General features: G+C 41.1%; 19 protein-coding genes, 1 tRNA gene and 1 riboswitch. Of the genes, 10 read left to right on the top strand and 10 right to left on the bottom strand.

The genetic code is table 11. The features are described 5' to 3' along the window. Positions 1–1038 carry a linear amide C-N hydrolase gene (locus SAE01_RS16180; RefSeq protein WP_147204831.1) on the bottom strand — a complete coding sequence of 346 codons (1038 nt, stop codon included), beginning with the start codon at positions 1036–1038 and terminating at the stop codon, positions 1–3. A gap of 271 nt (positions 1039–1309) precedes the next feature. Here SAE01_RS16180 and SAE01_RS16175 point away from each other — a divergent pair, with 271 nt between their 5' ends. The 4 genes from SAE01_RS16175 to SAE01_RS16160 all read left to right on the top strand — a co-directional run bounded on the left by SAE01_RS16175 (position 1310) and on the right by SAE01_RS16160 (position 6983). Further along, positions 1310–3097: an ABC transporter ATP-binding protein gene (locus SAE01_RS16175; protein WP_147204830.1), complete on the top strand. Its 1788-nt coding sequence runs from the start codon at positions 1310–1312 to the stop codon at positions 3095–3097. A 201-nt stretch (positions 3098–3298) separates the two neighbouring features. Then, positions 3299–5080, top strand: a complete 1782-nt coding sequence (locus SAE01_RS16170; RefSeq protein WP_147204829.1) for an aromatic amino acid hydroxylase — start codon at positions 3299–3301, stop codon at positions 5078–5080. Positions 5081–5083: 3 nt separating this feature from the next. After that, a complete protein-coding gene (locus SAE01_RS16165) occupies positions 5084–5791 on the top strand; it encodes an SDR family NAD(P)-dependent oxidoreductase (protein WP_147204828.1) in 708 nt (235 codons plus the stop codon). Between the two features lie 217 nt (positions 5792–6008). Further along, positions 6009–6983: a phosphatase PAP2 family protein gene (locus SAE01_RS16160; RefSeq protein ID WP_147204827.1), complete on the top strand. Its 975-nt coding sequence runs from the start codon at positions 6009–6011 to the stop codon at positions 6981–6983. A gap of 12 nt (positions 6984–6995) precedes the next feature. Here SAE01_RS16160 and SAE01_RS16155 read toward each other — a convergent pair whose 3' ends face one another. Further along, positions 6996–7952 carry a CvpA family protein gene (locus SAE01_RS16155; protein WP_147204826.1) on the bottom strand — a complete coding sequence of 319 codons (957 nt, stop codon included), beginning with the start codon at positions 7950–7952 and terminating at the stop codon, positions 6996–6998. 110 nt (positions 7953–8062) lie between these two features. Continuing rightward, positions 8063–8271, top strand: a riboswitch (cobalamin riboswitch). Between the two features lie 105 nt (positions 8272–8376). On the opposite strand from SAE01_RS16155, the gene SAE01_RS16150 reads away from it, so the two are divergent. The 4 genes from SAE01_RS16150 (at position 8377) to SAE01_RS16135 (ending at position 11421) form a co-directional block, all read left to right on the top strand. Beyond that, the gene (locus tag SAE01_RS16150; protein WP_170234174.1) at positions 8377–10302 is read left to right on the top strand and encodes a TonB-dependent receptor plug domain-containing protein; all 1926 of its coding nucleotides are present in this window, start codon (positions 8377–8379) and stop codon (positions 10300–10302) included. A gap of 102 nt (positions 10303–10404) precedes the next feature. Further along, the gene (locus SAE01_RS25205; protein WP_147204824.1) at positions 10405–10689 is read left to right on the top strand and encodes a cysteine-rich CWC family protein; all 285 of its coding nucleotides are present in this window, start codon (positions 10405–10407) and stop codon (positions 10687–10689) included. 60 nt (positions 10690–10749) lie between these two features. Next, on the top strand, positions 10750–11328 hold the full coding sequence (locus tag SAE01_RS16140; protein ID WP_147204823.1) for a MarC family protein: 579 nt from the start codon (positions 10750–10752) through the stop codon (positions 11326–11328). A gap of 21 nt (positions 11329–11349) precedes the next feature. Then, a tRNA-Arg gene (locus SAE01_RS16135) sits at positions 11350–11421 on the top strand. Positions 11422–11502: 81 nt separating this feature from the next. Here the strand turns inward: SAE01_RS16135 and SAE01_RS16130 are convergent. The 6 genes from SAE01_RS16130 to SAE01_RS16105 all read right to left on the bottom strand — a co-directional run bounded on the left by SAE01_RS16130 (position 11503) and on the right by SAE01_RS16105 (position 17647). Further along, the gene (locus tag SAE01_RS16130; RefSeq protein ID WP_147204822.1) at positions 11503–12027 is read right to left on the bottom strand and encodes a hypothetical protein; all 525 of its coding nucleotides are present in this window, start codon (positions 12025–12027) and stop codon (positions 11503–11505) included. Positions 12028–12144: 117 nt separating this feature from the next. Further along, on the bottom strand, positions 12145–12732 hold the full coding sequence (locus SAE01_RS16125; protein WP_147204821.1) for a hypothetical protein: 588 nt from the start codon (positions 12730–12732) through the stop codon (positions 12145–12147). A gap of 436 nt (positions 12733–13168) precedes the next feature. After that, positions 13169–14593: a carboxylesterase family protein gene (locus SAE01_RS16120; RefSeq protein ID WP_147204820.1), complete on the bottom strand. Its 1425-nt coding sequence runs from the start codon at positions 14591–14593 to the stop codon at positions 13169–13171. A 187-nt stretch (positions 14594–14780) separates the two neighbouring features. Further along, positions 14781–15272 carry a DinB family protein gene (locus SAE01_RS16115; RefSeq protein WP_147204819.1) on the bottom strand — a complete coding sequence of 164 codons (492 nt, stop codon included), beginning with the start codon at positions 15270–15272 and terminating at the stop codon, positions 14781–14783. 129 nt (positions 15273–15401) lie between these two features. Further along, positions 15402–16370, bottom strand: a complete 969-nt coding sequence (locus SAE01_RS16110; RefSeq protein WP_147204818.1) for a helix-turn-helix transcriptional regulator — start codon at positions 16368–16370, stop codon at positions 15402–15404. A gap of 188 nt (positions 16371–16558) precedes the next feature. Next, complete coding sequence (locus SAE01_RS16105) at positions 16559–17647, bottom strand: NAD(P)-dependent alcohol dehydrogenase (protein WP_147204817.1); 1089 nt, start codon at positions 17645–17647, stop codon at positions 16559–16561. A 401-nt stretch (positions 17648–18048) separates the two neighbouring features. On the opposite strand from SAE01_RS16105, the gene SAE01_RS16100 reads away from it, so the two are divergent. After that, the gene (locus SAE01_RS16100; RefSeq protein WP_147204816.1) at positions 18049–19305 is read left to right on the top strand and encodes an esterase; all 1257 of its coding nucleotides are present in this window, start codon (positions 18049–18051) and stop codon (positions 19303–19305) included. Between the two features lie 79 nt (positions 19306–19384). Here the strand turns inward: SAE01_RS16100 and SAE01_RS16095 are convergent, their stop codons facing one another. After that, positions 19385–20146: an energy transducer TonB gene (locus SAE01_RS16095; RefSeq protein WP_147204815.1), complete on the bottom strand. Its 762-nt coding sequence runs from the start codon at positions 20144–20146 to the stop codon at positions 19385–19387. Between the two features lie 196 nt (positions 20147–20342). Next, positions 20343–21497 carry a glycoside hydrolase family 43 protein gene (locus tag SAE01_RS16090; protein ID WP_147204814.1) on the bottom strand — a complete coding sequence of 385 codons (1155 nt, stop codon included), beginning with the start codon at positions 21495–21497 and terminating at the stop codon, positions 20343–20345. Between the two features lie 492 nt (positions 21498–21989). Here SAE01_RS16090 and SAE01_RS16085 point away from each other — a divergent pair, with 492 nt between their 5' ends. Next, the gene (locus SAE01_RS16085; protein ID WP_218029172.1) at positions 21990–24824 is read left to right on the top strand and encodes a M16 family metallopeptidase; all 2835 of its coding nucleotides are present in this window, start codon (positions 21990–21992) and stop codon (positions 24822–24824) included. Positions 24825–24865: the final 41 nt, after the last annotated feature.

Here is a 24865-nt window from a genome sequence, read left to right as displayed (position 1 = left end):
CTACCCGCACTTTACACCTTCCGCAAACTCCCCTACTGCGTCCTGCAGTTCATCTTTAATATTTAATCCCTCGCTTTCCTTGAAAGCTTTTTTTACCATTTTCTTATTTTCTTCAATATTAAAACTAACGAACCTTTTACTGATGTCACCCTTATCATCTCGGTTTAAGTTGTACGACCTGGCTTGAGAGGAGCACGCATAATCAAACGCATTCATAGCAACTATCTTCTGTTGTGGCCGGTTACTTGTCTTAAAAAAGATCTTCTTGTTTGTAAGATCATACACGATACTCCATTTTGTAAATCCAGGCTGTGCTACTTTGTTCAAAATATCAAAAGAGTAATCCACCAAAGGCTTGGTTGTTTTTGCTTGCTTGTATTGTTGAAGCATTGTGCATGCATTTGAAAACCTATCAAGAGAGTTGTCGTTTGTCCTTTTGTTTTTCATAGCATTTATTGACTCTTCGTAGGTACTGTTAGCTAACGCCGCATAGGGCAATTTATCATTTCGGTGAACTACCATTTTGCCTCCTAAAAGTTCAATAGTAGCAACGGCGCCTTTGCTGTCTGCAACCAGGTAATGTTGTGGTGTACCTGTCGAAGTAATTCTAACTGTTTTGTCTGTTGCCAATACTTCATCGACTGTAGCATTATTGTCAAGCTGATATTGTATCCATTGAAGTACGCTTAGTCCAGGGCGGTCATCTTTCTTTGGGTACTGACTTTCGCTAAGCCACATCAACTCTACAACGAGGCCCTTTTCATTCATTCCGCCATTTGGAAATTCTTTGCCATATTGATTGAAAGTAGTGCTTCCATATTTTGACACCCATTTCAAAATTTTTCCATCATCAAGCCGTAAAGAAGATTTAGCAAGACCGCGAAGATTGGTATTGATAGAACCTGTTCCGGTCATCCAATCGTAATTTTTACCAAATGCCATCTGGCCACTTTTTTCAAGAAAGAATGTAGTGCAAGCAGTAGTTCGTTCGATAGAAAAAGCAGCCGCTAGCATTAATACACAAACCAATTTTTTCATCGTTGAAATTAAAAAGAGTTAGTCATGTTGGACTTTCACTAAATATCAAAGTATCCTTAAAATATGTTTTTGTAGCTGAAATGTTTCAAACTGTAAAAGTGTGCGACGCAACGAAAGAAACATAGTAGTAATAAAGCCGGGCACATTAAATCTAAACATAGGTAACCATAGCTCTTGCGAAAGCGGGAAAAACAGAACGATTTGGGCGCGCTCGTTGTTCTGTTAATATTTTATTAGCTTTAATTGCAGACTTTCGCCAATTATTATTTTTATGAAACTTCTACTTCAATATCTTAAACCATTCAGGTGGTTCATTCTTCTCGCACTTTTTCTGGCCGCTGTTAACCAGGTTTTCTCATTGTTTAGTCCAATGATTATTGGTAAGATTATGGACCAACTTGCCACCCATCCCCACGCTGACGCAGCAGGAAAAACCCGTACTGAGCATGCTTATATCATGGGCGTGCTTTACTTTTTAGGGCTACTTATTGGCACCGCCATGGTTAGCCGTATTGCAAAAGCTTTCCAGGATTATGTGGTCAACGTCATCATTCAAAAATTTGGAGCTAAAATATTTACAGATGGTTTGCGGCACAGTATGCGTCTTCCTTACCAGGATTTTGAGGACCAGCGCAGCGGCGAAACGCTTTCTATACTTTCCAAGGTAAGAGCCGATACAGAAAAATTTATTGGGTTTTTCATCAACGTGTTTTTTGGCATTATCGTAAGCGTTGTATTTGTTTCGGTCTACGCGTCAAGCAAACATTGGAGCATTGTGCCGACGTATGTAGTGGGCATGTTAATACTTGCGGTAGTTACGAGCATTTTGAGCCGAAAAATAAAAGTGATACAAAAGAACATTGTGAAAGAAACGACCGTGTTGGCTGGTACTACAACTGAAAGTCTGCGGAACATTGAACTGGTAAAAAGCTTAGGACTTACTGAGCAGGAAGTAAAGCGCCTCAACAATAACACTTATAAAATTTTAGGGCTTGAATTGCGCAAAGTAAAAAGCATCCGTACCCTAAGCTTTATACAGGGCACGCTTGTAAACTTCTTGCAGCAGGTCATCAGCTTCGTGTTATTGTATCTCATTTTCCGCGACATCTTAACACCGGGACAATTCCTAGCGCTACAGTTTTACGGCTTTTTCATTTTCGGCCCAATGCAGGAGATGGGTAATATTATTATCAGCTATCGTGAGGCTGAGGCAAGTTTGCAAAACTTTCACGATCTGCTTAACAGGCCGGTAGAGGCTAAACCGGCGCAACCTTCTATTGTTGGTGGCATTAACGAGTTGGAGTTCAGAAACCTCAGTTTCAAACATCGTACAGCACAATTTAAAGCGCTTGACGATATAAGTTTTGATGTAAAAAAAGGTGAAACCATTGCTTTCGTTGGCCCTTCCGGGTCAGGAAAAAGTACGTTGGTGAAGTTGCTTGTCGGCTTGTACCGTCCGCAAGAAGGACATATTTATTATAATGGTGTGAGCAGCGACGATATAGATTTTGATGAGTTGCGGGGGCAGATTGGTTTTGTAACACAAGACACCCAATTGTTTGCCGGAACGATCAAAGAAAACCTTCTGTTTGTTAACCCAACCGCTACCGACGATGAACTGTGGGATGTACTTAAAAAGGCCAGCTGCAATTATATTCTTACCCGTGCAGAGCAAGGACTGGAAACAGTTATTGGCGAAGGTGGATTGAAACTAAGTGGTGGCGAGAAGCAACGTTTGTCGATAGCCCGGTCTTTACTACGTCATCCACATTTGCTCATATTCGACGAGGCTACCTCGTCTCTCGACAGTATTACTGAAGAAGCAATTACCAGCACGATTAAGAAAATCTCTTCGGAAAGAGAGCAGATTACGGTTTTGATTGCACACCGCCTCAGTACCATTATGCATGCCGATCGCATCCATGTTTTGGAGCAAGGCAAGGTTGCGGAAACCGGAAACCACTACGAACTGCTCGAAGAAAAAGGCTTGTATTACGCGATGTGGCGCCAGCAAATTGGAGAAAGAAAAGCTGCGAGTGCTAGTGTAGCTACGGCATAACAGAACCGGTTTTGTTAGATAGATAAGGTTGGTGAGAATATTTTAAATACCAGCTTTATCACTCCGATTGGTCATTGTTGCGTCGCATTTCGTTCATCTTATAGTAATTCTATGTAGCATTTCTCACCTCCTATTGTAAAGATCAAGGCACGCAATTTTTATACTTCCGTAGCCGGTTCTTTCAAAACCGTTTGTATTTATATGGACGAATTCAAGGATTTTAACAACGCCCAGGTTGCAAAGCTGCCACGACATCTTAAGCAATTTATTGTAGAGCAGCATTATGAAAAATATTCTTCTATCGACAATGCTGTTTGGCGGTATGTGATGCGGCAGAATTATAGCTATTTGAAGGACGTTGCTTATTATCCTTATATCCCTGGCTTGCATAAAGCCGGACTTACAATAGAAAAGATTCCAAGCCTGCAAGAAATGAATGATGCGCTTGGCAAAATAGGATGGGGTGCAGTAACGGTAGATGGATTTATACCGCCCGCAGCTTTTATGGAATACCAGGCTTACAGGGTTTTGGTAATTGCGGCAGACATCCGCCAACTGAGACATATTGAATATACCCCGGCTCCTGACATCATTCATGAATCTGCTGGTCACGCTCCTATCATTGCTGATTCTGATTATAATAAATACTTAAGTTATTTTGGTTCCATAGGTGCGAAGGCTATGTTTTCGTCGAGAGACTTCGAACTGTATGAGGCAATTCGGGAGTTATCAATTTTAAAAGAAATGCCTGACGCAGACCCTGCCAATATAGCAAAAGCACAGAAAAATGTTGAGTACTGCCAGGAAAATTTAGGCGAGCCTTCAGAGATGGCTTTGCTGAGTCGCTTGCATTGGTGGACAGTGGAATATGGACTTATCGGAACCCTTGAAAATCCTAAAATTTATGGTGCGGGTCTCTTGTCTTCCATTGGCGAGAGTGCAAGTTGCATGAAGCCGGAAGTGAAAAAAATATGGTACACCAGTGATGCAGTCAATTACACGTACGACATTACTAAAGAACAACCTCAACTCTTTGTTACCCCGACCTTTCAAAATTTGGTAGATGTGTTGGAGGCTTTTGCAAACACAATGGCTTTTAGAAGAGGCGGCGCAGAAGGCTTAGAAAAAGCTATTGAATGTAAAAATGTTTGTACGGCGGTTTATAGTTCGGGCTTGCAGGTTTCCGGTGTATTTACTGATTTTGTTTCAAAGGAAAATCATGTTCAATTCATTAAAACTACCGGCCCAACTGCGCTTTCATTCCGAAACAAGCAAATGCCAGGGCAAGACAAGCAATATCACAAAGACGGATTTTCATCACCTGTTGGCAAGTTAAAAGGATACACAAAACCTCTTGAGAGTTGGACTGCTGCAGAATTGGCTGAAACCGGAATTATTAATGGACAGCAAACAACTTTGTTTTTTGAAAGCGGTATTTCAGTTGAAGGATTGGTTTCAAACATCACAGTAGAAAACCAGCAAGTGCTTATTATAACTTTTACAAATTGCACTGTAAAAGATGAAAAAGGAAAAACGTACTTTGAACCTGCATGGGGAAATTATGACATGGCTGTAGGTGAGAAAATAGTATCAGTCTTTTGCGGTGCTGCTGATAAAGACTCTTTTGAAGAAATCCCTTTAATGTCTGATACTAAAACTTATCATCACGATTATACTAATGAGGAGAAGTTGTACCAGCAGTTATTTCAAACGGTGCGGAATGTAAGGGAGCAACATAATAACTACGAAAAGTTACCAGTGGTCTGGAGCAGTTTAAAAGACCAGTTCCGGGATGATTGGCTTTGTTCGCTAGAAGTACTCGAATTGTTTGAGCAGGAAAATATTTACACTGATACTGCTAAAGAAATAACTACTTATCTCGATCAAAAAGCCAGTACTGAACCCGGGTATAAGAAATTGATTACCGATGGTTTTTATTTGATTAAACATCCTGTAACTGAATTAGCAACACCTAAAGTGTAACGTATGAATATTGTGATAACAGGTGCAAGTAGCGGGGTAGGTTTTGAAGCTGCACTTCAGCTAATAGAAGACCCGGCAAACAAAGTGGTAGCTCTCGCGCGATCGGGAGACAAGCTGGAACAGTTGGCAGACATAGCGCAGGTGCGCCACCCTAATGGTTTTTTATTTCCAATAGAGTTTGACATCATTCACGGTGACTATGACCTGGAGTTGATACCTTATTTGACCAAAAGCCTTGGTAATGTTGATATTCTGATTAACAATGCGGGTGCCCTAATAAACAAACCATTTACTGAGTTAGACCAGCTTGATTTTGTATCGATGCTTCAAAGCAACTTTCTCGGGCATATAAAAATGATCCAAAATTTGCTTCCCCTAATGTCGATGCAGGGCGGCCACATTGTAAATATTGGTAGCATGGGCGGCTTCCAGGGAAGTATAAAGTTTCCGGGTTTGGCAGCATACTCGGCAAGCAAAGCCGCTCTTCATACTTTGACCGAATGCCTGGCTTTAGAGTTAGAGCAAAGTAAGATCAAGGTAAATTGTCTTGCGCTTGGATCTGCACAAACAGAGATGCTGGAAAAAGCTTTTCCGGGTTACCAATCGCCTGTAAAAGCATCGGAGATGGGAAAGTTGATTGCTGATTTCGCTTTAACCGGTCATCAATTTTTTAATGGCAAAATTTTACCGGTGTCTGTCACCACTCCATAGTTTGCTTTCAAGCCGCGTATAAATAACAGCACAGTATCGCGGCGTTTAGTAAAAGTTGAATAAAAAACTTACTGTACAAGTGAGTGACACAACAATGTTAAGAAGGGATTTGTCGTTTGAACAAAAATGGCTTTTAAAAAAATCTTTTTTATATTGATGCCTGCAAAAGCTACTGCTTGTGCTGGCATCTGTTTTGTAAAAATTTAGAAAAAAATTTATGAGGCTCGTTGTACGATTTATTATTGTTTTTCTTTTCATTACTCCTTTTATTGGCTTTGCACAACGGACAGACACAATAATTAACAGACTCGACAGCCTTAAAAAACAAACAGATACAACAGGGCAACATAACCAGACAGAACCTAGCTTTTACGACGAGCGTACAAGCATGGATGCGAGAGTATTTGGAACATTATTACTAGATGACTTTAAGCAACAAGCATTATCTCCATTAGATATCAACAACAAAAGAGCGTGGCTAACAGGGGCTACACTTGTTGGCGCTACGATAGGGATAAGTTTTGTTGATAAGCCAATTCAGAGATGGGCGTCGGGGCTGCGAAGAGGAAACCCCACTTTAGGCAACTACAGCAAGACAATTACGGACATAGGTGGAGTATATGAGGTAGGAACTTTTGCCGGCATCGCCGCCTATGGGTTTATTTTTAAAAACCCAAAACTTAGAACAACGACCGCTCTTGCAACGCAAGCTTATATTACTTCTACCTTCTGGTCAACACTCTTTAAAACCCTTTCGGGCCGGTTGAGACCGCATGATATAGACGCCAACTCAACTATGAATTCGTCTCGTTTTCATGGGCCTTTCTATACTATCCCTTATGGTAGCAATAGCGCTTTCCCTTCGGGGCACGCAACACTTGCTTTTGCTGCTGCACGGGTGTATGCGATGGAATATAAAAATGTTCCTGCTATTCCTATTATATCTTATAGTATGGCTACTTTAGTCAGCTTTAGCAGAATTATAGAAAATCGTCATTGGGCGACAGATATATTTGCCGGAGCTTTATTAGGATTGGCGTGCGGTACACAGGTGGTTAATAACTATCACCGTTATTCGCGCCTAATAAGGACGGGAAAGGTTAAGAAGAAAAAAGGAGACATTTCCTTAAACATCCAATACATGCCGGGTGCAGGAGGGTTGATGCCTGGCCTTGTATATAAATTCAGGTAGCTGGGGGAGTACCTAATTTCTGAAGTTTTGCGTAATCATCAATCCATAAAATCCTCCATCTAAGATGCCTATTCCTAACCGGCCAAAAGCTGGATTGAGAATATTGGCGCGATGGCCGGGAGAATTCATTAAACCCCGATGGCAAATATTTAGGGTTTGACCTAAAGCAAGGTTTTCGCCTGCAGCTAAAAATCTCACTTTCGCTTTTCTCATCCTGTCAAATGGTGATGACCCTTCCGGCGTTATGTGAGAAAAGAATCCTCTTGCAAACATATCACGCGAATGTGCGCGTGCTACCTCCAACATTTCAGGGTCGAATTTTAATGGTTTTAAACCAGCCTTTTGACGCTCCTCATTTACCAGTACCAGCATCTTTGCCTCAAGATCTTCACGAACTTTTGGGTCAGCATCCTTAAAAGGTAGCTTGATCGATTTTTCAGACTCAGGTTCTACCGTCAGTTTGTTAAGTGTCTTGTTTACTGCCTGGTCAAAAACCGGCGAGAACTTTTCATCCAGCCATTCTACTTTGTCGGCCATCTTTTCTGCAAATACGCTGTCACGAGTTTTTGCAGAAAGGCCATCTGAAAAAGGTATGGATAATAAAAGGGCAGAAATGATAGTCGCCCAAATAATGCCGTTGATTGCTCCAGGCAAAATACCTAATGCATGGTTTGCCGTACTTGCATGAGCAGTGGCCGGTACCAGCTGTAAGAGTTGGTTTACGATAATTGAGAGAAGTATTCGAATAAGTATCAAACCTATAATAAATGAAAGCGGAACTGTCCAGATGCCCAGACTTGGAGCATGTTTTTCGAGAAAGGCGGCAATGTAAGGATAGGTTAATAGTGCCAGCACTATCCCGGTTGCAAACATGAGCAGTTCAAGTGTGCCGATGATAAATCCCTTTACCCAGCCATTATATAGAGAAAAGAGAATGACGATTATAAGAAGAATGTCAACAATATTCATTGCACTTTTTTTATCAATTAAAATAAATAAAATATGATGCCGTAATTTTTTTGTGGCAGTAGAGCACGATAAATAATAGAAATAATTTTTTCCTTCCTCAAACTCGTTCCTATACATTTGCAGCGAATGGTTCCCGTATAAAAACCGGGATTAAAAGGGAAGCCGGCGAAATTCCGGCGCTATCCCCGTAGCTGTAAAGGTCCTTCAAACCCTAGTAGAGGTGTTTAAAACAACCTGATATTAAAAGCCACTGTGTAATCATGGGAAGGCTATCAGGTTGAGACCAAGCCAGAAGACCTGCCTTTCAAATTATTTAATCATCGGGCTTTCGGGTGAAAAGCAAGAGATGTAATCGCCTGGTGCGCACGGGCCTTTCCATTTCTCATTATTTCTTTTCCGAAGGTTCATAGTAAATCAAATGACTATGGCGAAGAAATTACTTACATCATTTTTTATTCTGGCAGCAATTGCCACTAACGCTCAAACAGACACACTCCACGGAAATAGGCTGGACGAGGTTGTTGTGACCGCAAACAAATACCCTCAGAAGCAAAGCACTACCGGCAAGGTGATCACTGTAATTAATAAAGATCAAATTGAGAAGAGTAGTGGTAAAACACTTTCGCAACTTCTAAACGAGCAGGCGGGAGTTACCATAAACGGCGCACTTAACAATGCTGGTGCGGTGCAAACGATCTACGTGCGTGGTGCAGCATCGGGCCGTACTTTAATCCTTTTAGATGGCATTCCTGTAAATGACCCATCTATGATTAATAACGAATTCGACCTTAATCTTTTCTCACTCGACAATATTGATCGCATCGAAATTTGTAAGGGTGCGCAGTCGACTCTCTATGGCTCCGATGCTATCGCCGGAGTAATTAATATTATCACTGTCAGCCAGGATGTGGCGAAAGCGGTAAACGTAAAGGCAACGCTGAGCGAAGGCACGTTTGGTACTTTCAAGGGAAATGTGCAGTTATTTGGAAAAAAGGATAAGTTCACTTATTCAGTTCGCCATGCGAGGCTTTTTACAAATGGCTTTTCTTCTGCTTACGACAGCACCGGCAACAAACGCTTCGACAAAGACCGTTACGATGGAAACGTGACAAATGCACAACTGTTATTTCAGGCGTCGCCAGCTTTGTCGCTGAAGTCTTTTATAATGTACAGCAAGTATAAAGCAGACATCGACGCAGGGGTTTTTACAGATGAAAAAGATTATTCAATTAGTAATAGCAGCTTTACCAGTGGCGCCGGTTTTACATACAAAAAAAGTATTGCAACTATAAACGGAACTTATCAATTTAGTCAGCTTACACGAGACTACCTTAATGATAGTATTTATAAAACAAGCACAATCTTCGAAGACAATAGATACTTTGGTAAGACACAGTTTGCCGAATTGTATACAAGTCTGAAAGTCCTTAAGCCTCTTACTTTGCTGGCTGGTGCAGACTACAGGTTTTCATCTTATGACAATCATTATTATTCTGTTTCGAGTTTTGGCCCATATAGCCCTAAACCTTTTGATGCGTCACTTCACCAGGAAGCGGTATACAGTTCAATAAATTATAGCAGCGCTAATAGTAAATTAAATATCGAATTGGGTGGAAGGATAAACAAGCACTCCAGGTATGGAACCAATAACACTTACACATTTAATCCTTCTTATGCTTTTACAAATCAAATGAGAGTATTTGCAAGTGTTGCAAGTGGTTTTAAGGCGCCGACACTTTACCAGTTAAGCATCAATGAAAACCTTAAAGCAGAGAAGTCTGTAAATTATGAAGGCGGCCTGCAGTTTAACAACGAAAAGATAAGCAGCCGTGCAGTCTTTTTCAACAGGAAAATAAACAACGGGATAGACTACAATTACATCAGCTTCAAATATTTCAATTACGTAAAACAGGTGGTAGATGGTCTTGAACTTGAAACTACTGTAAGGCCGGTTAAACAATTTACCCTTTCTGCAAACTATACCTGGATTGCTGCAGAAGAGACGACTCAAAATCGCGTTACTAATAAGGATACTGTTACCTATGATTATTCTTTACGCCGGCCTGCTCATACAATCAATGCAAGCATTGGGTGGCAGCCATCTAACCAGTTATACGTCTCCATCACGGGCAAGTATGTAAGCAGTCGCAAGGATGTAGGCGGCTATCAAAAAGCTGACGTTTTATTAAAAGACTATTTCATTGCCGGGGCTCATGCTGACTTTACTTTAAACAAGTACGTGAAGTTTTTTGCTGACAGCCAAAATATTTTCAATACAAAGTTTTTTGATGTCAGGGGTTACAATTCTATACCTGCCATGTTCAATGGCGGAGTAGTACTCAGCTGGTAATAATAGGCATTTAAAAAAGCTACCTGGTAGCAAGAGCGATGAACGAATTGCGACGCAACGCTGAACCACAAGGATTGTCTGCACGGCCAATAAAAGAAGTTTATGAGCCTGGCAGCAAACAACAATGAGGCATCGTTGCGTCGCACTCTTCAACTAAACAACTTCTTTCATCAAAAGCTTTGTATGATGCATGAAACCAAAACATGCCCTTGCTGCAATAAATCGTTTGAATGCAAGTCGGGAAGCATCACTATTTGCCAGTGCATGGAAGTGTATGTATCACAAGCAACGAGGGAATTTTTAGCAAAGCAGTATGATGAATGTCTATGTAAAGCGTGCTTAATCGAAACCGAAGAAATTTGTAGCCGAACAGGGTCGGCATTGTAATTTGAAAAATCAAAGCTTCCTCTTGCATAGGTGGTTTAATTTTGTTTCAAACAGTGGATTATGCAATTCAACCTACAACATTTTCTTACCGTCAGCTTTACCCTTTTTGCTGTTATAGATGCAATTGGATCTATACCTATACTCATTTCTCTAAATACAAAAATGGGTGGAATAAGAGAGTTTAGGGCAACCATTATTTCAGGGCTTTTTATGGTTGGATTTCTGTACCTGGGCGAACCGTTTTTAAAATTATTGGGTGTAACAATCCAGTCTTTTGCTATTGGTGGCTCTATCGTTATATTTTTACTCGGGCTCGAAATGGTGTTAGGTCACGAAATATTTAAGAGCGAAAAAGATGCCCGGGCAGGAACAGTGGTTCCTATTGCATTTCCGGTAATTGCGGGAGCCGGTACACTAACTACTGTAATGTCGCTGAAAGCAAATTTTGAAGAAATTAATATTCTGCTCGGAATTCTTGCAAACCTCGTTCTTGTGTATATCGTTTTAAAGTCATTGAAATTTATAGAAAGAGCACTTGGGGAAGCCGGCCTGATAGCAGTTAGAAAGTTTTTCGGAGTAATCCTGCTGGCGATAGCTGTAAAGATATTTGGCAGCAATATAAGTGCTTTTGGTAAGTAACTATTACTTTTGCAACCCTCCGGCCTTGTAGTACAATGGATAGTATAAGAGTTTCCGAAGCTCCAGATCCAGGTTCGATTCCTGGCGAGGCCACTACGAAAGTATCAAAACTGACAAACCCCTATAAAGTGTACATTTTATAGGGGTTTTGTGTTTTATACAAATGATTTCCTGCTACTCTTTATTAATCTCGACAACGAACTTGGGTATATTGGGAGGAAATGGGATGTTGTTTATTTCATCCAGCGCTTTTTGGTCATCTTTAAGCAGTTCCCGCAAGTGTTTCTTCCAAGGGCATAGTACGCAAGGCTCAAACTTTACAAACTCTCCTGAGGGGTTATATAAAACATATATAGGCGATAGAGAACTAAACATTCCGGATGATGAGGCAACCTGGTGGCTATACAGTTGGTACTTTCCCCCTTTAACTATGCGTAAATAAAACCCGTTGTCTGTTTTAGGTTTGACGTCCATGTACAGGTAATCATACTTTCTACCGTTCTGCGTTAAACCAAAAGCAACTAATTTCTTATCACTTGCATGATAAACCTGCTCTTCTCCCTGGTCGTTTATGACCGTTAGTTTATTGAAAAAGTTACTTGCAAGTATAAAACCTCCCGTCTTAAATTTGCACTTCACTGTATCATTATTGACTAATACAATGTAGCCGGGTATGGGATCTGCAGCCTTAGCTGCCATTGAAAAGGTTGTTAATATAATAAACAGACCGACAAATCTCATAAAGTTAGCAGCGTTCGATTTCTTAAAAGTAAGTTTGATAAAACAGTCAAACCTAAAAGATGTAATGGATGTATTTTACCTATTTGGTATAACCAGAGAAAACGATAAACCTATCGCATTTGCGGAGTAGCTGTGATTTGACTGGTCTTCATATTTCATCGCCGTGTAAGTAAGACCTACCCCCGCATACGCTATCTCAAACGTTGGTCCATTAGCTCCTTTAAAGTGATAATCTTCACCGACCCCATCAGTATTAAAACTTATGCTTTTATGCATTGATAAACCTGCACCCAAACGCAGTTTCGGAGACGCCATAAAATTTGCGGTCACAACTATTGGTACCCTTGTTAATCGGATATGTGCATTGTCAGCTGCAGTAGTAACATACTTAAAACCGACAGTGGAACGTAACAAAAATTTTTCCGCCCCCGGCATTTGAAACTGGCCTCCGACTCCGATTGATATTCCTTGGCCCGTCCGCACACCTTGCTTGTTACCGTTGGTAAAATAGACCTCCGCTATTTTATCACCTCCAACTTCTAAAGCACCATTAATCAAAAAACGAAAAGGTGACGATTTCTTTCCGGGCTGTTGCGAGAAAGATTTGGTAATAAGGGACAGGAAAAAAAGGAAAAATAGGGTTGTTTTAAAAAGAAGCCTCATAATCTCTAAAAAGTGGTATTGGTTAGTTTTTGTATCGACACGAAATTGTTATCAATGATGATCGGTTGAATCTCTTTCAACTACAACGCATATGATACTTTAATAACGCAAGACGAAAGCAATTTAGTGTCTGGAGGTATATCAAATTATAATGATGACACGGAATTAAAAAGAAGCTTTAAAAACGAGATTACTCCCTATAATTGCTGCTAAATAAGCCTTAGATTACAACCCAATTATTAACTTGATGTACGCTAACATTATCTACTATTATAGACGGGCTATTGAGTGGCTAAGGGCTAATATACAATTATAGCTAGCCCCACTTTTTCTTGTAAAGAGCTGTGTTTATTGGTTGCAAACCAAGTTGAGTTATGAATACAACGAACTTGACGGCTAATAAAGACATACCCCTCTCCCTGTTTGTCTTACTGCGCTAATTACGCTTTTGCGCAAATAGCCAATCCCATAACCCCGGTGTTTTACTAACCTGGTACCAGATATCATGACCTTCACCCTTATATTCAGTGTACCGTGGTCGTCCACCTGCTTTTTGAATCGCCGAGATCATATTGCGGGAACCGTTTACGGGAACATTCTTATCTTTTTCGCCATGAAAAGCCCAAACAGAAACATTCACAATGTTTGGTGCAAGCTGAGGATCACCTCCTCCGCAAACAGGTATGGCGGCCGCGAACATGTTGGGGCGGTTTGTAATAAAGTGCCATGTTCCATATCCGCCTCTTGATATTCCTGTTACGTAACACCTTTTTACATCTATTCCTGATTCTTGTTGCATTAGCGCATCTAGGGTTTGAAACACTAAGGTATCAACGGTAGGATAATTGGGAACACCACCCCAGCCTGCTCCGTTGGGCACATTGGGGACAAAAAGAAATGCCGGATATTTTCTCCTATTGCTGTCTTCTGAAAGTATCTCGGCTGCAGAAGCTCCTTCAATTTGCCTGATAGTATCTGTACCAGGTTGACCTCCATATGGCAGGCATACTACTAAAGGGTACTTTTTTTGAGGGTCATAGTCAACTGGCTTCAACAATCGATATCGCAACTTTTCACCTGCCGCATTAACAAAGTTTCGTGCCTGAAATTGCTCGGCCATCTTCCGGGTCTTTTCAAAATTTCTACTCGCCCAGTATACTGTTGAATAAGCCTTTCCGGCAAAGATTACTCCGAAAAACACAATTAATACAAATGCTACTACCGAAACAAAGCCAAGCAAATTGTAATAGAATTTATATTGGTTGTCATTTAAGTTTTCACCGTCTATGTCTTTTATTTCTTGTCTGAAGTTTATATTAAATAAAATAGGAACTAAACTACCGATCATGGAAAGCCAGGGGCGCACCTTATCCAAATTTGCCTTAACGATGTTATCATCAGATTTAAGATACCAGATCCCGTCGACTAAGTGCAAAACGCCTAGAATTAATATCACAATTCCGGCGCTTTTTAGCCACACTCTTTCACTGGCTCTGGAAAATATAAGACTCATACCATATAAAACACCGGCTGCCAAAGAAACAAAGACAGACGGCAAGTAGAACTTGTTGATTGCTCTTGCAGCTACCATATTATAAAAGACAATAGAAAGAAAAAGGACGGCAATAATGTGAATGATAGATGCGTAGAAGGTGAAGTGATACCTTTTTGAGTGATAATATTTTAGAAAGAATATGGATGCAATCAAGTAAGTCATATTGCTAACCAGAAACCATCCCGTAAATGACTCAAGCCCGTACATTTGACCATTAAGGATTAAATAGATGATGCTTTGTAATAAGCCGGCACCAGTTATTAAACCTGAAAAAAAACCGCCATAGAGGTAGAAATCTCGATTCATAATTTTCAGTTTAAAAGATGGTTACGTAAATAGGTTTATTGCAGCCCCAATCTACGCACAAATCACTCTTTGATGTTTTGCAGCTAAGAACCGTCCCGCGTTCTGATTTAATCATTTAAAAAAAGAGCTCGTAAAACATTGTTTCTACGAGCTCTTTCCGTTAGCGGTACCAGAAGGTTATCTAGTTCTATCTATCCCAAAAAGCAGGAGGTTCTATACCAAGTGATCGCAGGTATACATAAGCTTGTCCACGATGGTGTATTTCGTTGTCAATAAAGTAAAGAATAGATGAATAAACAGTTCCTTCATACTTACCAAAAGCAAGGATGGTCTCATGAAATCTTTCGTCAGAAAGTTGTGACCAATAATTATTTAGTTCCTCGGTAGACTTATCCCACAGCGAAAGAACCTTTGCCTTACTGTTCACTTCTTTGAGGTCTTCATCTAGTTGTTCTGTGGCACCGCGCACTATCTCTCTTATCCCCGGAACTGCAATAGCAAGAAGCTCTTTAATCATTGCTGCAAATGGGCGCATACCACCAATAGAATATTCAAAAAATTCCTTTTCCGGAAAAGCTTCTATGAGTTTGCGGGTCAGCTTTCTGTGGCCTTGCCAATGTGCTAGTAGTTCTTGAGAAGTGATAACCGAAGCAATTTGATCTGTTGTTGCAGTGTACATACTTTAAGCTTTTTTGAGGTGAATTATTTATTTACAGCAAAACTAAAAGTGGGCAGTGACAACAGTATGTCAGTAGGGTTCAACAACTTTTTTCTAATGTAAATAAGCGTCTACGTAAGAAGGAAGAGGTTATGCTATCACCATTTGCTCTTGTTCTATGTTACTTAAAATGCCGCGAGCTATCTCCACAACCAGGTTATTCAATTCTATTGGTTCAATAACCTTTGCCCGGTCACCAAACAGCATAAACCACCGTGCAAAACCTTTTAGGGAGCCGCTCAAAAATGTCATTCGTACTTTATTACCTACGACCTCCTCACTCACAAAACCGTTGTAATACTTCTGTTCTCCCAAGTATTTGAGCACGCGATTATCTACCTCAATCAACACTTTTTGCAACTGCCTTTGTTCGGTAACCCGACAGATAAAAGTCTGCAAAGGAGGATGGGCTTGCTTAATTTTTTCGTTCGAAAGCGTGATCTTATTAATCTTGTCAGTTCGAAAGTTTCTGTAATCATTTCTTAACTGACAGAAAGCGATTAAGTACCAATGACTGCCCTGGAAATAGATGCCTATTGGTTCGACATTTCGTTGTACCGATTCCCTTTTTTCTATTGAGGTATAATCGATTGTTAGAACTGAAGCGGATGCAATTGCCTTTAGGATTTTTGCAAGGTGTAATTCAGGTGGCTTTCTTTGCGCAATTGCGGGATGTGAAACCACTGCAATATGGTCGTCGATCTCCTGCAGATGATCTTTTTCTGCCAGCCTTAATACAGCTTTTATCTTATCAAGGGCAGTAGTGTAATGTTTGGACGAACTTTCATCACTCATTGATTGCATTAGCTTAGCTGCGGTTAATAGCGCAGTAGCTTCATCTTCATTAAACATAACCGGTGGAAGCTTATAACCTTCCATCAGGCGGTAGCCAACTCCGGCTTCACCTGTTACAGGCACGCCTGCCTCCTCCAAAGCCTTAATATCTCGATAAACTGTACGAAGACTAAGCGAAAATTTGTCAGCAATATCCTGCGCCTTCACCAATCGCTTCGATTGAAGTTGTATAACAATAGCAGCGAGACGATCAATACGATTCATACAGAAGTTGTACAATAAAGATAATTGTAAACAGTATGTAAGAGTTAGCTAGCCACCTTGTAAATTCTTGAAAAATTTCTTCATTCGTTGTTGCTGTTAATTGAAAACTGCAACAGGCACATTAAGGGTAATCTATAATTTACAGCTCTACCATTGCTGAGCTTGAAGGAGTAGAAATCTGGTCGCGCTTACAAACTAGCCATATCAATCACAAAACGGTATTTAACATCCTTGTTTACCATTCTTACGTACGCTTGATTGATGTCTTTTATATCAATCAACTCTACATCGGATGTTATATTATGTTCAGCACAATAGTCTAGCATTTCCTGTGTCTCTGCAATTCCACCAATGAGGGAACCGGCCAAGTTTTTACCTGAAAAAACCATTGACACCAAAGCTATTTGTGATGGAGCAGGATCAATGCCGAGGTAAACAAGTGAACCGTGAGTCTTGAGCATACCGAGATAAACGTTCAAATCATGCTGGGAAGAAATTGTATCCAATATGAAATCAAAATAGCCTGCTAGCTTTTGCACTTCTGCCTCGTCTGTTGTAACGGCGAATTTATGAGCTCCTAATGCAAGTGCATCCTGCTCCTTTGATGGTGAAGTACTTAGCAGGGTAACCTCCGCTCCAAATGAACGTGCAAATTTTATAGCCATATGTCCTAAACCGCCCAGCCCTATGATAGCAACTCTGTGATTTTTTCCTATGTTCCATCTTCGTAGGGGTGAATAGGTAGTGATGCCAGCGCATAAAAGAGGCGCTACTTTGTCCAACGGTAATTTATCAGAAACTTTTAAAACAAAATCTTCGTTCACAACAATCTGGTCTGAGTAACCACCGTAAGTGTTGTTGCCTGTTTCTTTTTCTATTCCGTTGTAAGTGTACACGGCGCCATTAAGACAATATTGTTCTTCTCCTTCCATGCAATTCGCACAAGTCCTGCAAGATTCGACGAGACACCCTACACCTACAATGTCTCCCGCACCAAACTTTTTTACCTGGTCTCCTATCCGCGTTACAATCCCAACTATTTCATGTCCGGGTACTAATGGATAAACTGAGAAGCCAAGATCATTTTTTAAAAAGTGAATATCGGTGTGACACACGCCACAATATCGAATTTCTATTAGAACGTCGCGAGGCCGAAGTGCCCTTCGTTCAAAATTCCATGGTTCTAATTGTGACGTCGAACTTTGGGCAGCATAAGCCCGGGTAGGCAAAGTTTCTGAAATTACTTCCTTAATGTCGATAGCTGAAGTTTCAAGCATGTTACTGTTTTTTTTTGTGAAGAATAAAGTTTCGGTGGTGGGTATCAGGAAGGATAGCAAGCGAGAGAAAAACAAAGTACAAAACAATAATGGCAAACGCAATTGCACCTGGAACACTTGCCGCTCCAACCTCAGAAATGTCAGAGTGATTAAGAGACCTTTGAAAGTTAAATCGAAGAACTACCGATGAACGAAATGCGACGCAACAATGATCAATCGGAGTTACCTAGGTCTGTATCCTAAAAATTTACCGTCTATTATCTGTTCAAGATACCGATGACCAAGTCTTAATACTAATGATTACAGCAGTGAGTTTCCCCCTAACTTTATTATGGTGGAATAAAAAATACTTTCCTTTCCATCCATAAACAATTTGAATTTTAAAAAGTAAGTTTCTAAATATGATAAATCCACTAGAACCAGCCTTAAGAAAACAAGCCCGTTTTAATCTCCCAAATCGATTTTTGGCTTTACAAAAATTGATTACGAAAAAGGTGCTAACTATCATCTTAACTGCAATCGTGAGTTTTGGAGTACGGGCACAGCAAAACACCGGCTTTAGGCAGGGAAGCCTTGTTTCTCCGCAGATAAGTGAAGGGAACAGTGTGACGTTTAGGTTAAAAGCGCCTCTTGCACAATCGGTGTCAATCAAAGGTGATTGGGAGGCTGACGGAGGGAAAGGCACAATGACAAAAGATGCAAGTGGTGTGTGGAGTTTTACTGTTGCCAGCCTGCCTTCAGACATGTACTTGTATACGTTTACCGTTGATAGTGTTCAGCTGCTTGATCCGGTTAATCCTTTTGTCTGCAGGGACGTTGGTAATCTTTTCAGTGTCTTAATCACGAATAATGGAAAGGGCGATTATTACAGCGTAAAAGAGGTCCCGCACGGTAGTGTGGCTCGTACGTGGTATCCTTCAACAGCATTTAAAACAAGCAGGCGGATGACTGTCTACACTCCGCCAGGATACGAAGAGAGCAAAACTAGATACCCGGTTCTGTACCTGTTACATGGCAGCGGCGGGGACGAAGAAGCGTGGGTAACGCTAGGCGCGGTACCAAGGATTTTGGACAACTTAATTGCTGAGCGGAAAGTTGAACCAATGATCGTGGTGATGCCAAACGGAAATCCTTCGAAGCAGGCAGCACCGGGAGAAACAAAAGAAAACCTGGCTTATCGACCTGTTATGAGCAATACCCTTCCCGGCTACAAAGAAGGAAGCTACGAGCTGTCTTTTAAAGAGATCGTCGATTTCGTTGATACGCATTATCGTACCCAGGCCATGAAATCTAAAAGAGCCGTTGCGGGCCTTTCGATGGGGGGATTTCATTCGTTGTTTGTTTCTGCCAACCATCCTGATCTATTTGATTATGTCGGACTTTTTTCGCCAGGCATTAATTTCAAAACAGTGAACATGAACCTTCCGGCTTACAATGATTTGGAAAACAAGCTGGCTGCACAGATGAAGAAAGGTATCAAGCTTTATTGGATGGGAATAGGCAAAACGGATATGCTATACGAACCGTTGCAGGAGTATAAAAAAATTCTAGACAAAATACATTTTCCCTATAAATATGTTGAAAGCTCGAGGGGTCATATTTGGAGCAATTGGAGAAGCTACCTGCTTGAGTTCACGCCTCTTCTATTTAAAAAATAAGTCAGTCAAAACGAACTGCTTTTCTATTATGATTTCATCAGGTTATTGCAATGTCAGCGATAGTACCAACGGCATTGCATTACCCTTTCTTTACACCTTCTACAGGTTGGAAAGTAATGGTTTGAGTCGTTTCATAAATAACAGGTTCATTATTCAATATTGCGGGATCCCATTTCGGAGACTCTCTAAGGACCCTTAATACTTCTGCTCCGCATGCCTTGCATTTGGGTGGTACTGAAACAGCTTTCAGGTTTGTAGGTATTCCGTCTTTATCAACTAAGAATTGTACCTGGACTTCATAATTGCCAGGAGGTGCGCCAACAGCTGTGGGGATTGAAGGATTTAAATTCTTTTCTAAATATTTTTTCCAACCTTCGGTGCCGCCTTTAAACTGGGCTTCGCGCTCGACGACAAAATCCTTTAACTCCTTGCCGCTTTCATCCCAGCCCTTTTGAAGTTGTATCCCTTTATCCGAATACAATGTGTATGATTTCTTATCGCCCGATTTGTGGAAATATGTTTTGTTTAAAGGCTTTCCATCCGCGAACTCGGTCGTGTAGTCCAGCTTTCCATCTTCCTTGTAATAGTTCACACTTCCAACGGCCGTTTGCAAATTTGTTTCGTTATAGTCCCCTTCCGATTTCAACACGTTCCTTTTTGTATAGTATTCCATTCCGTGCCACAGGTTCGATTGCCTGAAAAATTTTACATAACTCGCCGCACTATCTTTCGTTGTTTCCTTGCCATTTTTCGAATAATACTTGATGGTTGTATCAGACTGCGAAAAAGAAGGAGCGTAGGCAAAAGCCATCACAAAGGCAACTAACAATATTCGTTTCATAGTTCTAAAATGAGAAATAAATATAGCAAACTTTCATTGCGGCTACCCGCCTTTAACATCACTTTTGAAGTTGCTTCAACTGCTCGTTTAACGATTTAAAAACGCTTCAAGCAATAACAATTGGAACAATTCAACCGGAGCCGGAAACTATAGTAGGAGGAAAAAATGCACATTTTACTTTATATGAGAATTGCCGTTATTTCTTTTTAATCCCTGATGGTAAAGGTTGCGGTTTGGTGGTTGGACCTTCTACCACCAGGCGACCATCTTTTAAGATTTTCATACGATCAACAAAAACCACACGATTATCTCCCGTGGCTGTTGTTCGGCCATGATAAACACAAAACATTTCTTTACCATCCGGTGAATAGGTAATGCTATTGTGCCCCGTGCCAGTTACAATTCCACCCTTGTCTACATCTTTACCAAGGATAGGGTTATCGTCAGATTTTTTAAAAGGTCCCAACGGGCCTTTCGATGTTGCATACCCTACCGCATAATTTCTACCGCCGAAATAGTTGGCGGAATACATGATGTAATAGACATTGCCCTTCTTAAATATTACCGATCCTTCAGTCCACCGCCGATTGACTTCCTTCGATGTTACAGAACGACTCTCCCATTCCGCTTGTTTATCTTTCATTGTCACCGGCGGACGCAACAACAATACGGGCTCACCAATCACGCCGCTAAAATCTGGTTTTAATTCGACTCCATATACCCAACTTTCTTCGATTTCATTAAACCAGCCTTTGCTCTTTGCCCAATCAGCGACCTCACTTTTTACAGGATGTTTGTAAGCAGCGCGTGAATAATAGAGGTACAACTTTCCGTTTTTATCAAACAGCACATTTGCGTCAATAACAGGATACCCGGGATCAAATATGGGCCTGTCATTTAAGTCGATAAAAGGTCCGGTAGGTTTGTCGGCAACAGCAACCCCTATCCTGAAGTTTTCATATTCCTTCGTTGGGTTAACTTTCCATTGTGCGCTGTAAAACATATAAAACTTGCCACGTACCTCATACACTTCCGGCGCCCAATAAGCACCGTTCCATCCGGCCGTGCTATCACTCCACCCCTTCTTATTATTTGCAAACCAAACCTGTCCTTCACTTTTCCAATTGACGAGGTCGATAGACGAATAAGCCGCAAAGCCATTCTTGGCACCACCCGTTCCGTACATGTAATATTGATCACCTTTTACATACAGTACATATGGATCTCCAAACGTAACCCGCAACGGATTTTTATAAGTAGTCTCTTCTGATTTCGCTATTGGTTGAGCGAACACGCCCGCATTATTTCCTATCATAAAAACTGTCAATAAAAGTCCTGTAATTTTTTTCATTTGTTCTTGGTTAAGCTCCGTTTACTTTCAGATCAGATTGGTTTCTCGCTCTGGTTTTTACAACTGCTTCCATTCAATTAAGCCATCTCAATTTCTCAAGATGAGCTACACGAAGTTATCGCAATAGGCGCTTTAATAACAACAGCCTGAGTCAATCGTCACTGATGTACTTCACAAATACTTATTGCGCCAGCTTTCGAGCTGTTCTCAACATCATTGTGTCACTCCCTTGTACTTTCGTGCGACTATCAACAGCAGGCTTTGTCTCAATAGTCCTGTTAATTCTCTAAGCACTTCTTCCCAAACAGGAAAACAAGTGCAACGGTATTGAAGGATCAATTCAACTATTACAACTCACCAAGGTTTAAAGGATAATAAGACCGATTTCTTATTTTACTAAAAACATCTAAAAGTATACAGCTTGTATTATGAACCAACGAAAACAATAAGGCCGATCTTTTCAACTAAATTCTTTCATCTTTGCCCTCAATTATGAAGAAAACAATGCGTACATCTTACCTTCTTTTTGCTTTTGCATTGGCACTTACCTCAACTCTTGCCAGTGCACAAAAGGCTGCTGCTCCTAAAGCTACTTTTAAAGTCGATTACGAAAAGTTCACTTTGCCCAATGGGCTGCAGGTAATCTTTCATATCGATCGTTCTGACCCCGTCGTGGCTGTTTCATTAACCGCCCATGTTGGTTCTGCGCGCGAAAAACCCGGACGCACAGGTTTTGCTCATTTGTTCGAGCATCTCTTGTTTCTCGAATCAGAAAACCTTGGCAAAGGCGGGCTCGATAAAATGACGGCAAGAATTGGAGGCTCGGGCGCTAATGGATCTACTAACACTGACCGGACAAATTACCTGCAAACTGTTCCCAATGACGCGCTGGAAAAAATGCTTTGGGCCGAGGCCGATAAGTTGGGCTGGTTTATTAATACCGTTACTGAACCTGTGCTGGCAAAAGAAAAACAGGTAGTAAAAAATGAAAAGCGCCAGAGCTACGACAACAACCCTTACGGCCATACTTCGTATGTCATCGACAAGCACTTGTACCCGGAAGATCATCCATATAACTGGCAAGTGATAGGCTCATTGGAAGATCTGCAAAATGCCACACTGCCCGATGTAAAAGAGTTTTTCAGAAGGTGGTATGTACCTAATAATGTAACGCTCGTAGTAGCTGGAGACTTTGATAAACTGCAGGCGCGTAAATGGGTTGAAAAATATTTCAGCGAAATAAAAAAGGGGCAAGCGGTGACTCCTCTTGCAAAGAAACCCGGCTTAGTGAAGGAAACAACAAAGCTCTATCACGAGGATAACTTTGCGAGGTTACCTGAGCTGACTATGGCCTGGGTAACAGTTGAAGATTATCATCCGGACGCGTATCCTCTTGAAATTTTAGCTCAATATCTTTCTGATGGTAAAAAAGCTCCCCTCTACAAAGTGCTGGTAGAAGACAAAAAAGTTTCTCCGAACGTAAACATGTATAACCAAACGGCGGAGCTGGCGGGGCAAATGCAACTTTCGGTGAGGGCTTTTTCAGATAAGGATTTGGATGAAGCTGCGGCAGCTATCAACGAAGCTTTTGCAAAATTTGAAAAAGAGGGTATTTCTGATAAAGACCTTAGCCGGATTAAGGCAGGTCTTGAAACCCGCTTCTACAATTCGCTTTCCAGCGTATTAGGTAAAGGAGCTCAGTTAGCGCAGTATAATATTTTCGCGGGTAACCCGGGTTTTATTGAAAAAGATATAAACAACACACTCGCCGTGACAACTGCAGATGTAATGAGGGTGTATAACAAATACATTAAGAACAAAAATTACGTAGCAACCAGCTTCGTACCGAAGGGCAAGACTGCACTTGCCTTAGAAGGATCTAAAAAAGCAGAGGTGTCTGAAGAAGCAATTGTGCAAGGCGCCGAAGGTACCATTGATCCTTCTGCACAGGCAACGTACGAGCGTACACCTTCAAGTTTCGATAGGAGTAAAGAACCTCCCTATGGCCCTGCTCCCCGGGTAAAAATTCCGGTTGTGTGGAGCGAAAAACTAGCGAATGGGGTACGTGTTCTTGGAATAGAAAATAATGAAGTTCCGTTGGTTCAATTTGAGTTGGTTATTGATGGAGGTTTGTTACTGGAAGATCCAAATAAAGTAGGCGTATCGAACCTGGTGGCGCGAATGATGACACAAGGGACAATTAAAAAAACACCCGAGCAACTGGAAGAAGCGATTGATCAATTAGGTGCCAGTATAAATGTATTTGCCGGTGCCGAGGATATACGGATCAGGGTAAATACTTTGGCTAGAAACTACCAGGCCACACTCGGATTGCTACAGGAGATCCTACTCGAGCCACGTTGGGATATAAAGGAATTTCAATTGTTGAAGCAAAGCATGATAAGTCAAATACGGCAGCAGGAAGCCAATCCAAATGCTATTGCTCAGAATAACTACAACCAGTTGATTTTCGGAAAAGAGAATATTCGTTCAAAAAACATCTTAGGTACTATTGAAAGCGTTAACGCAATTACGCTCGACGACCTGAAAGCATTTTACGACAAAAGCATTTCCCCATCAGTTGCCCACATGCAGGTCGTCGGGTCTTTAGGCAAAACAGCCATCACGACTCCATTATCTGGTCTTATCGCAAAATGGAAAAGTAAGCCTGTAAACATTCCAGCCTATACTACGCCTAAAGCTCCGGAAAAGTCGCAGGTGTATTTTTATGATGTACCTGATGCAAAACAATCCGTCATCCGTTTTGGCTATCCTGCGCTGGCAGCTACCGACAAAGATTATTACCCCGCATCTGTTATGAATTATATACTTGGCGGAGGAGGTTTTGCATCGCAGCTCACCCAACAGTTGCGCGAAGGGAAAGGATACACTTATGGTATCAGCTCCGGCTTCTCCGGTACAAACGGCGTAGGACCTTTCACCATTGGAAGTAGTGTGAGAACCAATGCCACGTTGGAGTCTGCACAATTGATAAAGGAAATCCTGCAGAATTATGGGAAGAATTACAGTGAAAAAGATTTGGAGACAACAAAGTCGTTCCTGATAAAAAGCAATGCGAGAGCTTTTGAAACTTTGGGATCAAAACTGGCCATGCTCGAAAACATCAGCAAGTTCGGCTGGAAGCCGGATTACGTAAAGGAGCGTGAAGAGATTGTAAAAAATATGACTGTGGAGCAGATTAAACAACTGTCGCAAAAATACCTTGATGCCGATAAAATGTTCTGGTTGATAGTAGGTGATGCGAAAACTCAACTATCTAGATTGACAGCCTTAGGTTTTGGCGAACCTATACTTTTAAATAAGTAAGGCCTATTATGAATGGATGTATGAAAAAGGTGAATGCTGGT

Source organism: Segetibacter aerophilus, assembly GCF_007991655.1.
Taxonomy (GTDB): domain Bacteria; phylum Bacteroidota; class Bacteroidia; order Chitinophagales; family Chitinophagaceae; genus Segetibacter; species Segetibacter aerophilus.
Note: the sequence above shows the minus strand (reverse complement) of the source record. Positions and strands in the feature narration are given on the sequence as shown.